Genomic DNA, 13,800 nt, shown 5'->3' on the forward strand with positions numbered 1-13,800 from the left:
ACCGCAGGTAAGGGAAAGAACTTCCTGGGAACACCAGTCCCACTCAGCTCGTTGCATCGTCAATGGCAAGCCCTTCGGTGGATACGACTCAGGAGCTCGCCGCGTTTCTGCGGACCCGACGCGAGCGCCTGGATCCGGATGATTTCCGACTGCCAACCCGTCGCACGGCCCGGCGGACCCCTGGCTTGCGCCGCGAAGAGGTCGCCGAACTCGCCGGGGTAAGCATCGACTACATCGTGCGACTGGAGCAGGGACGCGGATTGCGGCCCTCAGCGGACGTGGTGGAGGCGTTGTCCCGGGCGCTGCGCCTCAACTTCGACGAACGGTCCTATCTGTTCGACCTGGCCCGGCAGCGGCCGCGCACCACTGACAAGCCCGCCACCACGGCAGTGGCGCCTTTGGCGCAGCTGGTCGACGACCTGTCGCCCATGCCGGCGATGCTGATGAACCACCGCTTCGACATTCTGGCATGGAACGACGAGATGGCGCGGCTGCTGGTCGATTTCGGCACTCTGCCGCCGGCACAGCGCAATTCGATATGGCTGTGCCTGATGCATCCGGAGATTCGCGAGTTCTATGTCGACCGTGAGCGGGTGTTGCGGGAAGGAGTCGCGCACCTGCGTTCGGCGTGGGCCGCGCACCCGAAAGATCAGGTGTTGACCGACCTCATCACCGAGTTGACCGGCTCCCACAAAGAATTCGCGCGCATGTGGGCACAGCAAGACGTCAAGATCAACGGTCGCGGGCAGAAGGTGATGCGGCATCCCGACGTCGGCGAGATCGCCGTCCACTTCGAGGTTTTCATGCCGCTGCAAGACACCGATCAGCGGTTGATGATCTGCCGCGCCGCCGACGAGTCGAGCAAGTCCGCACTGAAACGGCTATGGGCTCAGTGACGGCCCCGGGTGCGACCTGAGGACTCCCTCGACGGCGGCCCGGACCCAGCGGGTTTTCTAGATCCTTCGCATCTAACGCGATCATGCCGGTGCTCGACCTGATGCAGAACGCGTTCGGATTTCTGAGGGCGCCGGGCGCTTCGGAAAATGCGTTGGCCCGCAGCGCAAGACGCGCTGATCTCACGCTGGCCACGGGGGTGTTCGGCGAATCGTTGGACTGGTCACTGATCGGACTGGGTGCTTTGGCAACTGCCACATCCGATATGGCAGCCCTCCGCCCACCGGTATCCGCTTATTGCGCCCGCCCATCCCTGTTTGTAGCGGGGCTCGGTGCGCGTCTTTGATGTAACGCGGCGAAAGACTCCTTGGGAGTCCTGCGGCCGGTATCCCAAACGTCGAGTGCCTCTTCGAGGCTTATATAGGAGGCGAAGAACAGAACTGATAGATCCGGTCCGACAAGAACTGTTCCTACGCCGCGTATGTCGCTGGAAACGCGGATGATGCCATCGCGGACGTCGTACGCACGGCTGGCCGCCACCTCAGGATCGAGGTTCAGACACTCTGCCGCTACAGCAATCTGATCTTTATTCACTTAGGCACCCCCATATCCCAGACAGTGACCGGCCCATTCGGGAGGTCCATATTGGGTGGCCAACCAACGATCTGTCCCGTCTGTCCGTCGACGGCATAGACACGCGACCCATCGTAATACGCGTTGAACCAATGGCCCGCGAATCCATTGGCTCTGTCCACGCCGACAACGGTATGCGCACCCGGTCCCTGGCTCACCAAGTACTGCTCGATTTCTGCTGGTGTCGCCGGTTCTTGCCGCAAGCCTGTCGCGGCTTCCATCTCAGGTACCGACAGAGTTCCAAGCCCAGCCGATGCATCAGGGACGTTACCGGTCAGCCGTTGGTCGACGGCTAACGCGCACTGACCACAATTTACCGCTCGTGCTGGATCGAACGGGTCCATATCAGGCCCACGGTTGATCTCCGGAAGCCATTGTTGGATATCGCTGATCGACTGCGGTGCGGAAGGGCCAATCGCGTCGGGGTAATCGAACCCATCGGGTGTCGGCGTAATCGGGTGATCACTGCCTCGCGGCAGACCTTGGTTCTCTACGGCGAATGGGGTGTGAGGAGCGACTGGCGGCACCATTTCTTGCTGTGCCGGAAACGACGCTGGGCTATGGGGGGTTCTTGGAGTGTCAATGACTTCGTGGGGGATCCCGCTGCGGGCCACGTCATCGAGCGCGCTGAGCCGTGATGCGGCTGCCCCTTCCAGGCCGAACGGCAGCGTGGCGGCCGCGGCACCGGATTCGAAGGTTTTACCGCCAAGCCAGTATTCAGGGTTGTCTTGTAAGGCTTCGGCGTTTTCAGCGACTGACCGAGCAGTGGTGCCGTATGGGTCCATCGCGGTTTCCGCGAGACTGCCGCCGAGGTTCTTCCAAGCCTCTTTGAGAGGATCCCATCCGTTCCGCCCGGTCAGGTCGCGCACGGACTCCTCGGCGCTGCGCCAAGCGTCGCCGAATCCCTCCCCGAACCCCGGCTTGGGCGGTGGCGGCCCATCCGGTGGCGTGTAGGGCACGAGCGGCTTCTGAGCATTAGCCACCATGTCGTTGAGGCGCTGTTCGATCTGGTCAGCTGGGACGCCCTGCTGCTCCATGAGCCTGCGGGCAGTCGCCTTGAATTCCTCGACCTTGGCTGGGTCCAGGCGCGGCCCCTGAGCAGTAGGCGCCGGCTGTCCAGCTACCTCGTCAAGCGCCTCGTCGAGGTTGCGGGGCTGGCCGGGGTCGGTGGTCTTTGCCGGAACTAGCACCTCGTCCAGCGGGGACTTCGCGGTGTCTTCGGCAGGATCGGTGCCGGCCGGAGTACCGGACGCGGCGTCTTTCGGGGTTTCCGGTGGCAGTAGGAGATCTCGCCATCCTCGTTGGTCGGCGTCGGATCCGGAAGCGTCGGTCCTATGGTCCACTAGTCGGATCGTCGGGTCGCCGTCACGTCCATCGGTTTCGCCGTCGAACCGCATCTCTTTCAGCTCAGTGGCTTTCGCTTCCAGGTGCGCGCCGACGTGCGCGTCTGCTTGGGTAAGGCGTTCAGCTGCCCAACGGATGTCCTCGGCATGCTCTGCCGCCGCGATTTGGCGAGCCGCGGCGGTGTCCGAGTCGTAGGCACGGGTATCGGTGATCGACAGGTCTTCTGCGACCTCGAAGCCGTCGCTCTCTGCGGCTTCGATCGCGGCGAGGGCCTCCCGCTTGGCGGCGTCGATGTCGGTCACACCGTTCTCGGCCCGCCCTGCGGCCTCCCTCAACACGCCGCTCTGGCTACCGACGACGGCGATGTCGCTGGCCACCCGGGCAAGTGCTGCGTCTTTCGCGTCGCCCTCCCATAGGGTCCCGCCCGGGGAGACGATGTTTTGCCGGTGCTGATCGAATGCGTCATCGGAGGATGCCGCCGCGGCCCTCCACTGCGCAGCCCCGTCGGCAAGATGCTTAGTACTCCACTGCTCGATCTGGGAACGAGACGGTAGATCGGCGGCGGAAGCCGCAGGACTCACACCGACACCGTGGTGATCGCGTCCGAGCTGGAGGAGTCGGTCCCCTCGTATTTGGCACCGCTCACCGATAGGTCGCCCGCCTGGTCGGTGATGCGGCTGGACTGGCGGCTCTGAAGAGAGGTAAGGGCCGCGTTCATTGCGGCGACCCCGGCGCCGCTGGGCTGGGCGACCGTGATCCCGCCGGAATCCGCGCCGACCAGCAACGATGCGACGGCACCGCTGGCGGCTGCGGCGACACGCAGCCCGTTCGCGTCGACTTGCAATTCGTTTGCCATGCCAACCCCCAATTGGCGATTCCGTTTGCTGGAAGGATACCGCAGGGCTGGCATGCGCAATACGCTCGATGCGAGCGAGCGGGTCCGGTTGGATCTCAGGTGTGTCCCGGGTACGAGTCTTGGTGAGTTGCCACCGACGAGCCGACTGCTGAGGCGCGCACACGAGGTGGAGGTGCTACGTCGAGCATGACGAACCGAAACAGGCTGGTGGCCTCCACCTCGAGGACGTCCTGGACAATACTGAGAGAGCGGCACAGTTGCCTTCCGGCTCGACGCCATGCTGATCCCGCAGCATCCCGTATACCAACCCCTCTGCCTGGCAACGGGGCACTGATACGTCCTAGGAGACCTGGCCTTCCCGGATATCGTCGGCCTCAAATGGCTCACGCGCACGAACCGGCGTTACACCGACGCCGACGAGGATGATCTCGGCAACATCGACATCTTGAGCCTGGAGGGGGCCGCGTTCACCGTCGAGGGCGATCGGGGACGCGTTCGCGTCGTGTCGGCGAAGCCCATCATAAAATTGAGCGACCAGGAGGCCGTTCGGCCTTTGGCGAAGGAGTGCGTCAGACAAACCCCATGGCCTGCACGAGGAGAAACCCCGGCAGGAACACGGCCAATGTCATTGGCGCCGAAATCAACCCGATCAGCATTCCGCGTCCGATCTGGCCGGCGTTACCCGGTCGTGCTCTCAGCAGTGCCGCGATGGCGAGGTCAACCAGTAGGAGCGGCAGGACGAAGACGGCGAGCACAAACCACGGCAGGAACACCCACACGGCGACCTCGACGACGAGAATGTTGCCCAGCGCGGCCACGAAGGCAATGGGCCCATACGAACGCGTGACCTGCTGTGCCGCAGCACTATTCACCATGCGAGGATCCATAATCCGTACACAAGACCGCCGACGAGGACAACCGCAAACGATCCGGCCAAACTGAGCGCCAGCCCACGTGCACGCGCCGATGCGGATCTGGTCAGTGCGGCGCATAGGACCGCGCCCAGGACGAAGACGACAGCGGCACTGATGAGGAAAAGGATGGCTCCGTTGGTGCCGGGATGCCACTTCCCGAGGAGCCACGAAGTCACGATGACGAGTGCCAGAACGAGTTGGGTCACGAACGGCGCCGACCACGTAGCGGTGGACCAGGCCCGTGAGTCCAAGTTGTTGAGTCGCGTGAGTGCTGTCATGTCACCTGCCTGATCAAACGGGAGTCACGCCCGGGGGCAAGGGAATCGACGGAACGTGCGGTGGATCACCGGGGGCCCCGAACTCAGTCCACGGCAATGGGATCGGTACATCGTAATCAGGATTCCACCCTCCAGAATCGAATGGTGCAAAGGCGCTGCCGCCCGCCCCGATGTCGTGGTGCTGTGGGAGATTCACCATCGGTCCGGTGGAGTTACCGGCGATCGCCGGATCGATGAGCACCGTCCGAGTCGAGCCATCGGGGAAGTTCTGATACACCTCCATGGAGGGATAGTCGGTCCGTGTCCCGTCGACACGCACGCCGTCGGCGGTGGGAGTGAAGACGAGATCACCATTGACGGTCCACGGGTTGTTCTCCATCGGCCAGGGCGGGTCCTTGGCGATGTCAGGAGCGAAGGGATTGGCGGCCTCGTATTTGATGCGGACCGCCCCGTCATCGGTCTGTTGCACCACGGCTTCTGGTATCCCGACCTTGACCTGCCCGGGTCCGCCGTCGGGAGTGAGTTCGACGGAGGGGTTCTGCCGCATCACGACGAGACCGTTCTCGTAGTCAATGTAGGTCGTCACCTTCGTGTTGGCAGGGTCGAAGTTCGGGTCAGCAGGCCTGATGTTCCCGAAGTCTCGCTTCCACGGTCCGCTGATCACATCCCGCTGTTCGATCCATTGGCCCACCCGAACGACTCCTTGACCGGGCACCGGACGGATCTTCACAACCCTGACTTCGGGCGGTACGCCGTCGGTGTCGGGATCGTAGCTGTGCGGATCGAGGGCCGCTGCGGTCTGCCAGTCAGTTGCTGACGATGGACCGCGACCGAAGATTTCGCTGAACGCATCGATCTGATTCTGGCGGCGGTTGGCGAGATCCTCGGCCTGCCCAGAAGGTGTCTGCTTGAAGTCGACGGTTCGAATGGTCGGGTCATGCTCGCTCTTCTCCTCGGCGGGCGCCTTCTCCCCTTTGCCTCCACCTACTCCGAGCCGTGCGTACTCGTTGCCGACCTGCCGAAGCTTTGCGCCGACGGCGTTCAGCTCGTTGTTCGAGGTCGACACGACCTCGCCGATCCGGGCAACACCCGTCTGCACGATCGGCACCAGCTTTGGCTCGTGCCTGGGACCGGCCGGTACAGACTGCGCCGCGGCGAGCACCCAGGATTTGATCGAGTCAAGGTTCTGCCGGCCCGTTGACACCACCTGCGCCGACTCCGTGATGTGCAAGCCAAGCCGCTTGTCGAGGCCCGCCAGCTGCGCGATCACGTGGGCGTGCTCTGCGTTCTTACCGCCGTAGGCGGTGGCCGCCTCGCCCGACCAGTATGGGCCGGGAGCTGCCGTATGGGCTGTCGCTCCGAGAGCCTGCAAGTGGCCGCTTTGGTCGAACGCATCCCCTGTCTCCGGCACCCCTGCTCCGAAGGTGTCGCGCGCCCGCGACCATGCCACCAGGAAGGCGTCGAGCGCGCTCACGCAATCCAGCGTATGCGCTGGGAGCTCCTCCCCCATGCACCAAACGCGCGTCGCGGGGAGATCGTGCATCCCCCGGACGATGTTTGCCTGGCGGGGAGGACCGGCAACTTAACACTGGAAGTGGATCCAGATGGCGGCGACACGGACTTGGCGGGCCACGCGAGAGGGCGACGATGGCAGACGAAGAGCTCAACACCCCACCGGACGGGGCGGGCAACCTGCCCGCGACCTCCGAACCCACCCCCGGCGAGGTCGTGGTGTCCACGCAACCCGAAGGGCTCCTGGTCGGCGGTGACCCCGAGGCCGTCGAGGCCTACCTACAGCGGCTCACCGAGAACGCCGGATACGCCATCCAGGTCGTGGGGCTCGACAAGGTATCGCTGGGCAATGCGACCGGACTCGCCGCCAGTGCGGCGTCGATCCTCGGGCAATCCGCGAAGTTCGTGCAGCTACACCCCGACAGCATCAAGGCAGTGCGGAAGGGACAGCTGATACCCGGGACGGACGGCTTCTTCCGCATGACAACTCGTGGTGCAGATAAGAAGTTCGTCAGCCAGTTGCAGTGGAAGCCGACGAACGTCAACCCGGCCAAGCTCATGTCCGCGCAGATGCTCGCCGTGCAGATCGCGCTCAAGACGGCGATCAGCGAGGTCGAGGACCCGTCCAGCGCGTCGAGAACAAGGTCGAGGAAGTCCTGCGCCTCGCGCAGGCCACCCGCTCGGGTGATGTCCTCGGCGACCGCCTGTCGATCGAGCGCATGGTCAACTACCTCGACAAGCACGGGTCGTTCTCGGATACCGACTGGGATTGGATCTCGAGTGTCGGGCCGGGCCTGAACCGGACGGTCGAGCAGCTGCGCCAGCACGCCCTCGCCACGCTCAAGACTTTCGACCCGTCACGACCGATCCAGGACCGCGCCGAGTTCGTCGTCAACGCGGTGGAGAACCAGCAGCTGGGCGAAACGCTGAGCCTGCTCGTCGTCGCCGAGGAGTCGCTGTTCCAGTGGCAGCGGCTGCGCATCGCCCGGGTGGAAGCGACCGAGCCACAACATCTTCAGAAGGTGCTCGACGACGCCCGCGAGCTGCTCGCCCACCAGATGGCCGCCGACGGAGAGCTGTACCGGCGGGCGCAGACCGTGCTCGACGCCGTCGCGAGAACCGAGGCGATCGACGGATTCCGCTTCTGGTCCGTCCAGGGGCTGACCCGAGACCTGCCCAAGCTGCGCGAGGACCTCGACCGCTTCGCCCACGCCCGTCGCGCGCAAGCCCTCGAGTGGTCGGAGATCAACGCGCCCACCCCGAAGGAGGCGATCCAGGCCGCCGCCGACAAGGCTTCCGTTGCGGCGACGCAGGCACTCGAAGCCGCCACCGAGGGCTACACGGCGGTCAGCAACTTCTTCTCGAAGACGACGCGGGAAGGGTCGAAACTGTTCGGCAAGAGGCGATCCTGTGATCAGTCGGACGAGGAGTAGCCCGACCTCACGGCACGCTGCCGTGCCGGCACTGCACCGCCATCGGCGGCGCGTCGCCGAGCAGCGTCCCCAGCGGCGCAAGCGCACCGTCGTCGCGCAGGGCGACGACCGGCGGTAGCGACAGCCGCACCTCGACGATGGTCGCTCCTTCATCGGGCGCGGTCCGGCACCCGAACGCCACCCGCTCCCCCGCTCCCGTACCGAACGCCTCGTCGACGCGGTTGCGGACAGCGGTCAACGTCAGCCGGCCGCCGACCGCATCGCGCAGCACCGGATCGAGGACGGTACGTGCCTCATCGGTCAGGGCCGCCGCATCGCCGAAGTAGGTGTCCGGCGCGACACCCGCACACGTGCCGTGGGCGTACCACTCGTGGTTCGTCAGCGACTGCGTGTTGACGGTGGCCGACTCCAGCCGGTCGCGGACGTGGTCGGACAACGGCACCGGCGGCAGCGCGGACTCGTGATCGTGAAACTGTTGTGGCACATCGCAATACTGGCGGTCGCGCGGCTGTGACCACAGCCCGTGTAGCAGAAGCGTCTGCCCCGCCGAGGTGACCTCATCGGACCGGCATGCCGCGTTCTCCGGTTCGGCGGTGCAGAAGCTGGGCGCCCAGGTGAGGACCAGCCAGCTGGAGGCGGCGCCGTCGGAGACCAGTGCGGACGGGTTGGGCGTCTTGTCGAGGGCGGTGACGCTGTAGGTGACGGCGGCGACGACGACCGTGGCCAGTGCTGCGGAAATCGACAATACGGCTACGTCGCCTCGCCGCATGGTGCACCCTTTCACCAGGGAGAGCAGCCATCAGCGCGCTGCACGGCAACAGCGTCTCACAGCAATGCGCCGGCGTTGCCTGATCGCCGACGAAAGGTGCTGCGAACGTGTGGGCGTGGCCGGGTACCTTGCGGTGAACGACATCGACCGCTGGTTCGCGCGCACCAGCCGCCGCGAGCACCGCACGGTGTCTCTGTACGGCTGCCTGCTGACCGGCAGGATGTTCGAGTACTTCCGCTACCGCCTGCGCTACGCGCTGCTCGTCGACGGCGCGACGTTCGTCGTCCACGTCGCCGAGTTCCTGATCATCCTCACCAGCCTCGGCGGGCTCGCGGCGTTCACGGTGATGATCCTGCGGGTCGGCAGCCTCATCGTCAGCGGCGCCTGGTGGGGACTGCTCGAGGTGATGCGCGAACGCGTGCGCGGACTTTCGTTGACCCGCGACCGCGACGCCGTTGAGCGCGAGATCAGCAGCTGGCTGGTGCTGTCGCTGATCGTGGCGACGGCGGTGGCGGTCGCCGGCGCGGCGGTGGCGTTGTCACTGCTGCCCTCCACCGACGATCCGCTCGGACTGCTGTACGCGCTGCTGGTCGTCCTCGAGCTCGCGGTGCGAATGCCGGTGCGGGTCTTGCATTCCGGCATGTACGCCACCCGGCGGATCTACCGGCCGCTGTGGACACTGTTCGCCCCGACCGCCGTACAGATCGTGGTCATCGGCGCCGGGGCGCTCTTCTACCCCACTGCCGCCGTGGTCGTCGCGATCATCGCCTCCAATGCGCTGTCGATCTGGATCACCGTCCACTTCGCGCTGCGCCTCTACCGACTCAACGGCGTCTCCCCGCGTCCCCGGACGGCGTCGCTGCGGGATCGGCTGCCGCGGTTCCCCGTCCGGCAGGGATTCGACGCCACGGTAGCCGGACTGGGTCTACGGCTCGACGCGATCGCCGTCCTCGCGATCGCCGGCATCTACGGCACCAGCACCCGGTCCTTCGACCTGACCGCCGGGTTCGAGGCGTGGCGCGACATCGACGCCTTCCAGTTCTTCTATTTGGTGCTGCCGCTGCTGCGCGGCGCCTACGAGTCGACGGCGGTCTTCTACTTCGATTTCGTTCGGCTGCGGCGCGTTCCGGCGCTGCGCGAGTACCGGGTGCGGTTCTTCCACCGGCTGCTGATCGTCACGCCCGTGGTCACCCTGCACTTCTGGGGGCTCGCGGTGGTGCTGGGGCTGTTCGTGCTGCCCGGCATCCCGTTCACGTTCCTGCTGGCGCTGCTGCCGCTGTTCATCGTGCGCAGCTTCATCGGCACCTACCAGGTGCGGTTGTTCGCCGAGGGGCAGTTCCGCGCGCTCAACATCACCATCGCGTTCTCGGCGGTGTTGTTCGCGCTGGTGTGGATCGACGTGAATCCCGCCTCGGATCTCCTCGAGCTCACCGCGGCGATGATCACGCTGCTGATCGTGCACATCAATCTGCAACATCTCCGCGACCGCATCCCGCCCCCGCCGACCCAGTTGCCGCTCGGCGACTGGATCCGGGCGCTGGCCGCTGAACCGGGCCCGGTGCGCGCCGGGACGATCACCGTCCCGGAGTGGATTCCGGAGCGGCAGCGCGCCGCCGCGATCGATATGATACGGAAGACGTTGACGGACAACGGATGTCTGGCGTTCTGTTCGGCGACGACGCTGGTGTTCTACACGCGCAGGGACATCGCGTGCGAGCCGCACCTCGAGGTGCAGACCGCCACCGGCGGCGCGGCCAATCGTGCTCAGTACTGGCGGGAGCCGGCCCCTGACGGACGTTCGGCGCTGGACCGCATCACGACGGCCCAGTGGCTCGCTCCGATTGCGGGTGTGCCGCAAGAGCCGCAGAGCCCGGAATGCCTCGCGCCGGAGTTCTTCGAGATCTTCCCCGACGGGGTGGTGGCCGCCCTGGACACCCGCGCGGGCGCGCAAGCCATGCGTGCGCTCGACGACGACCTGGTGCCGGCGATCCTGCCCGCGGCGATGAAGAGCCTCGACGACGACGCGTTGGTGGTGTCGGTGGCCGGGCGTTGGCTGTCGCCGATCTTCCACGAGAACAAGGTGCGGATGATCTTCCTGCTACCCCCGGATCCGGAGCCGGCGCAGTTCCAGCGTTGGCTGCGCACGCTGCGGGCGTGGCGGCTCGGGCAGTGGGACCGGGAGGTCGCGGTCCATGGTGCTTGAGCCGGTCGACATCGACCAGTGCTTGGTCGACCCGGCGACCTACGAGTCGACAATCCTGCGGATCTACGCCAAGCGCAACGAGCGGGGTATGGGGTTCCACGACGTCGCCGATGGCGTGACGTATTTCGATGCGGCCACCGATCGAAAGGCGTTGTCCCGGGCCATCGCCGCGAGCATCGCCGAGGGCAGCTACGAGCCGCAGCCGGTCGATCTGTGGTTCCTGGAGACCAACGGCAAGCGCCGTGCGGCGCACATGCCGGGGTTCGTCGATCACATCGTGGGGTCGGCGTTGTTCAAGTTGCTGTCGCACAACGCCCGCTGCTACGGCCTGCCGGGCGTGTACTCATATCTGCCGGGGGTGACGAACGTGGGCGCGATGCGGGCGTTCGCGGCGTTCATCCGTGACCACCGCGAACGGGTCGGACCGAGGGGCGGACCGGTGTACGTGCTGCAGTCCGACTTCGAGAAGTACGGCGACAATCTACCGGTCGGACCGGACGCCGCGCTGTGGAAGACCTTGCGGGAGGTGGCGTCGCTCGGCAACGGGCGTGGTGAGATCAGCGGTGGTGCATGGAATTTGATTACGGCACTGATCCGCCCGGTGGTGCGTGAGGAGGACGGTACCGAGTTCACCCGGCTCAACGGGGTCGCGATGGGGACGCCACTGGTGCCGGTGCTCGGGAATCTGGCGGTGGTGCCGATGGACCGGGCGATCACCGATACCGACGGGGTGTTCTATGCCCGGTACAACGACGACTTCATGGTCGCCCATGGGGATCTCGCAGTGATCCACGAGGCGGACGCGCGGATCGACGGGTTGGTCGCGGAGCTGGGCGTCAAGCGGAAGCTGAGCAAGGAGTTGCGGACGGCGCTGTCGGTACACGGCCGGCCGTGCGAGGTTGACCCCGCCTACCGTGGCCGGGACCGGATCGACTGCCTGGGCATGTCCGTGACGGCTGTCGGGACGGTGACGCTGGGGCCACATCGGTTGCGTCGCTTCGTTGCCCGGATCGCGGCGCGGATCGATGCGGCGGCGCCGACGTTGTCGGGGATGACGGCGCGGGAGCGGGCGGGCCATCTGGTTGCGGCGACGAATGTGATGCTGGATGTCAGCAGCCCGTTCGCGGTGGCCGGGTTGTCGGCACTGCTCGACACGGTGACGGATCGGGGGTCGCTGAAGGATCTGGATTACCGGATCGCGCGGAAGATCGCGCAGGCGGCGACGGGGACGCCGGGGGTGCGGGGGTTCCGGCAGTTGTCGCCGGAGGTGCTCTATCGGGAGATGGGTCTGGTGTCGTTGGTGGCGTTGCGGAATTCGCGGTGATCTTGCGGATGTGCCTGTGGCGCGGTTAGGTTGAAGCTGGCGCGGATCCCGCACGTGTGCGGTCACTGCGAGAGGCCACAGAGGTTGCGGCTTTCGGTCTCTCTTTTTCGGCGTTTTTGCCCGCGCCTCTTACTTTGGGGTGCCTGAAGTCCGGCTCTCGTCACGCCACGGCCGCCCTCGACGCGAGGTACACCTCCGTCGGCATGGGATGACGCAGGTGCCATGTGATGGCGATCGGCCGGTCGCCCTCGTGTGACACGTAGTCGGAGGGTCCGAGGAAGATGTACGGGGTTGGCCCCAATGCGTTCGTCTTGTTCTCCCGAACGAACAGCAAGATGTGTGAACCGCGTTCACGGTGTTGAAGGTACCGCTGACCGGTGGGCGACGCAGCCGAAGTAGTGGACTGCGACTCCCAGTGAAAGAGATCGCGGTTCAGCGCGTAGTCGCGGTACATCGTGGTCGGCGAGTAGTCGGTGTCGGTCTTTTTCAGCGTGATGAGGAAGGCGTCGGCGTTGACCTGCGGACACCACGCGACTCCCTCCCTCATGGTGCTTGGTGAGCGCCCTTCTGCGGTCCACCCGAGTGCGGCGAGAATTTCTTCCCTCGAGTATCTCGCGTGCACCGCAAGCGGGACGTCGGCGAGGGCCGGGGCGAGCTCGACCAATGGCCGGGCAATGCGATGAGCGGCGCCGAAGGCGATGTCGATCACCTCACGCATCTCGTCGATAACCGGTTCTCCGTCGAGAGCAGTCAAACCCGCTGCCGCATCGGTGAAGTCCCCGCCGTCGGGAAAGAGGCTGTAGAACAGCATCGCTACGAAACGCTGCTCGGCTGAGCTCGTCAAGCGCTGCCCGTTGAGGAGCGCGGTGTAGGCGTCTCGACGAGTCTGATCGTCAAGGTGCGCTAGGGCCCGCACTCGTTTGACGAGACGTTGTTCCAGCGGCCCCTCAGGGGTTGTGAGCTTACCGGCGGTGCGACGCAACGACGTCCACGATTTGTCCTTCCGCAGGACGTCTTCCAAGCTGCGACCAGATGCATCCAGGAAGTTAGCGAGGTTGTCGTTGGGGTGCGCGCGCACTTCAGATACCAACGCCGCCCAGCGGGGCGTCACCTGCTGGCGGACGTTCTCGAGAACGAGGCGTTGGCAACGGCGTCGAGAATGATCTGGCTGCCGGACGGCAGGAATGGGAACCCGTGCTCGACCTGGCGCGCTAACTCTTTCCGACTGGCGCCCGTGAGCGCATGGAAGCGTTGATCGAACCGGAACTCGCGGCGCTGATGGCCGACAAAGTCGAGCGCGGTCAAGACTGCCTTTCCCCTCGTGAGGCGCAAGCCGCGGCCGAGTTGTTGCAAGAAGACTGTGGCGCTTTCGGTCGGCCGGAGAAACAGCACCGTGTCGACTTCGGGGATGTCTAGGCCTTCGTTGAAGAGGTCGACGGCGAAGATGATATTGATGTGGCGGTTCCGGAGTGCAGTTAGGGCGTCTTGCCGCTCCACCGCTGGAGCGTCAGCCGAAACTGCCTGCGCCGGAATGCCGGCGGCAACGAATCGATCCGCCATGAAGCGGGCGTAAACAGCGCCTAAGTAAGTGCGATAGCGCTACACGGTCACAGCTCTCGGATTGCCGTCTCATCGGGCAA

General features: G+C 65.4%; 11 protein-coding genes and 1 pseudogene. 6 read left to right on the plus strand and 6 right to left on the minus strand.

Annotated features, from left to right (window positions below; genetic code table 11):
* Positions 1 to 62 precede the first annotated feature (62 nt).
* Both G6N30_RS16530 and G6N30_RS16535 read left to right on the plus strand, forming a co-directional pair.
* Positions 63 to 896: a helix-turn-helix transcriptional regulator gene (locus G6N30_RS16530; RefSeq protein ID WP_134054581.1), complete on the plus strand. Its 834-nt coding sequence runs from the start codon at positions 63 to 65 to the stop codon at positions 894 to 896.
* An 83-nt stretch (positions 897 to 979) separates the two neighbouring features.
* The gene (locus tag G6N30_RS16535) at positions 980 to 1,240 is read left to right on the plus strand and encodes a hypothetical protein (RefSeq protein WP_134054583.1); all 261 of its coding nucleotides are present in this window, start codon (positions 980 to 982) and stop codon (positions 1,238 to 1,240) included.
* 244 nt (positions 1,241 to 1,484) lie between these two features.
* Here the strand turns inward: G6N30_RS16535 and G6N30_RS16540 are convergent, their stop codons facing one another.
* From G6N30_RS16540 to G6N30_RS16555, 4 genes are all read right to left on the minus strand, one after another.
* Positions 1,485 to 3,452 (minus strand): toxin glutamine deamidase domain-containing protein, encoded by a 1,968-nt coding sequence (locus G6N30_RS16540; RefSeq protein WP_134054585.1) that lies wholly within the window; start codon positions 3,450 to 3,452, stop codon positions 1,485 to 1,487.
* Entirely contained in the window at positions 3,449 to 3,727 is a 279-nt protein-coding gene (locus G6N30_RS16545) for a hypothetical protein (protein ID WP_134054587.1), read from the minus strand. The genes G6N30_RS16540 and G6N30_RS16545 overlap by 4 nt, the downstream gene beginning before the upstream one ends.
* 569 nt (positions 3,728 to 4,296) lie before the next feature.
* Complete coding sequence (locus tag G6N30_RS16550) at positions 4,297 to 4,602, minus strand: hypothetical protein (RefSeq protein WP_134054589.1); 306 nt, start codon at positions 4,600 to 4,602, stop codon at positions 4,297 to 4,299.
* 330 nt (positions 4,603 to 4,932) lie between these two features.
* Positions 4,933 to 6,393, minus strand: coding sequence for an EspA/EspE family type VII secretion system effector (locus G6N30_RS16555; RefSeq protein WP_134054593.1), 1,461 nt, complete (start codon positions 6,391 to 6,393; stop codon positions 4,933 to 4,935).
* Between the two features lie 173 nt (positions 6,394 to 6,566).
* Here G6N30_RS16555 and G6N30_RS27000 point away from each other — a divergent pair, with 173 nt between their 5' ends.
* Positions 6,567 to 7,229: a hypothetical protein gene (locus G6N30_RS27000; protein ID WP_179965469.1), complete on the plus strand. Its 663-nt coding sequence runs from the start codon at positions 6,567 to 6,569 to the stop codon at positions 7,227 to 7,229.
* Positions 7,151 to 7,864, plus strand: coding sequence for a hypothetical protein (locus G6N30_RS27005; protein ID WP_179965470.1), 714 nt, complete (start codon positions 7,151 to 7,153; stop codon positions 7,862 to 7,864). The genes G6N30_RS27000 and G6N30_RS27005 overlap by 79 nt, the downstream gene beginning before the upstream one ends.
* Before the next feature lie 7 nt (positions 7,865 to 7,871).
* On the opposite strand, the gene G6N30_RS16565 is transcribed toward G6N30_RS27005, so the two are convergent.
* Positions 7,872 to 8,633 carry a ribonuclease T2 family protein gene (locus tag G6N30_RS16565; protein WP_134054595.1) on the minus strand — a complete coding sequence of 254 codons (762 nt, stop codon included), beginning with the start codon at positions 8,631 to 8,633 and terminating at the stop codon, positions 7,872 to 7,874.
* A gap of 115 nt (positions 8,634 to 8,748) precedes the next feature.
* Here G6N30_RS16565 and G6N30_RS16570 point away from each other — a divergent pair, with 115 nt between their 5' ends.
* A complete protein-coding gene (locus tag G6N30_RS16570; protein WP_234880156.1) occupies positions 8,749 to 10,836 on the plus strand; it encodes a hypothetical protein in 2,088 nt (695 codons plus the stop codon).
* The gene (locus tag G6N30_RS16575) at positions 10,826 to 12,160 is read left to right on the plus strand and encodes a reverse transcriptase family protein (protein ID WP_234880157.1); all 1,335 of its coding nucleotides are present in this window, start codon (positions 10,826 to 10,828) and stop codon (positions 12,158 to 12,160) included. Before G6N30_RS16570 ends, G6N30_RS16575 begins: the two co-directional genes overlap by 11 nt.
* A 160-nt stretch (positions 12,161 to 12,320) precedes the next feature.
* Here the strand turns inward: G6N30_RS16575 and G6N30_RS16580 are convergent.
* A pseudogene (locus G6N30_RS16580) lies at positions 12,321 to 13,732 on the minus strand (DUF3427 domain-containing protein); the annotation flags it as partial.
* Between the last annotated feature and the right edge of the window lie 68 nt (positions 13,733 to 13,800).

This window comes from Mycolicibacterium litorale, from assembly GCF_010731695.1.
GTDB classification, from domain to species: domain Bacteria; phylum Actinomycetota; class Actinomycetes; order Mycobacteriales; family Mycobacteriaceae; genus Mycobacterium; species Mycobacterium litorale.

Excerpts from the sequence above, each read along its gene's own strand:
- G6N30_RS16530 (WP_134054581.1), top strand. The coding sequence starts at position 63 with ATGGCAAGCCCTTCGGTGGATACGACTCAGGAGCTCGCCGCGTTTCTG.
- G6N30_RS16535 (WP_134054583.1), top strand. The coding sequence starts at position 980 with ATGCCGGTGCTCGACCTGATGCAGAACGCGTTCGGATTTCTGAGGGCG.
- G6N30_RS16545 (WP_134054587.1), bottom strand. The coding sequence starts at position 3,727 with ATGGCAAACGAATTGCAAGTCGACGCGAACGGGCTGCGTGTCGCCGCA.
- G6N30_RS16550 (WP_134054589.1), bottom strand. The coding sequence starts at position 4,602 with ATGGTGAATAGTGCTGCGGCACAGCAGGTCACGCGTTCGTATGGGCCC.
- G6N30_RS27000 (WP_179965469.1), top strand. The coding sequence starts at position 6,567 with ATGGCAGACGAAGAGCTCAACACCCCACCGGACGGGGCGGGCAACCTG.
- G6N30_RS27005 (WP_179965470.1), top strand. The coding sequence starts at position 7,151 with ATGGTCAACTACCTCGACAAGCACGGGTCGTTCTCGGATACCGACTGG.
- G6N30_RS16565 (WP_134054595.1), bottom strand. The coding sequence starts at position 8,633 with ATGCGGCGAGGCGACGTAGCCGTATTGTCGATTTCCGCAGCACTGGCC.
- G6N30_RS16575 (WP_234880157.1), top strand. The coding sequence starts at position 10,826 with ATGGTGCTTGAGCCGGTCGACATCGACCAGTGCTTGGTCGACCCGGCG.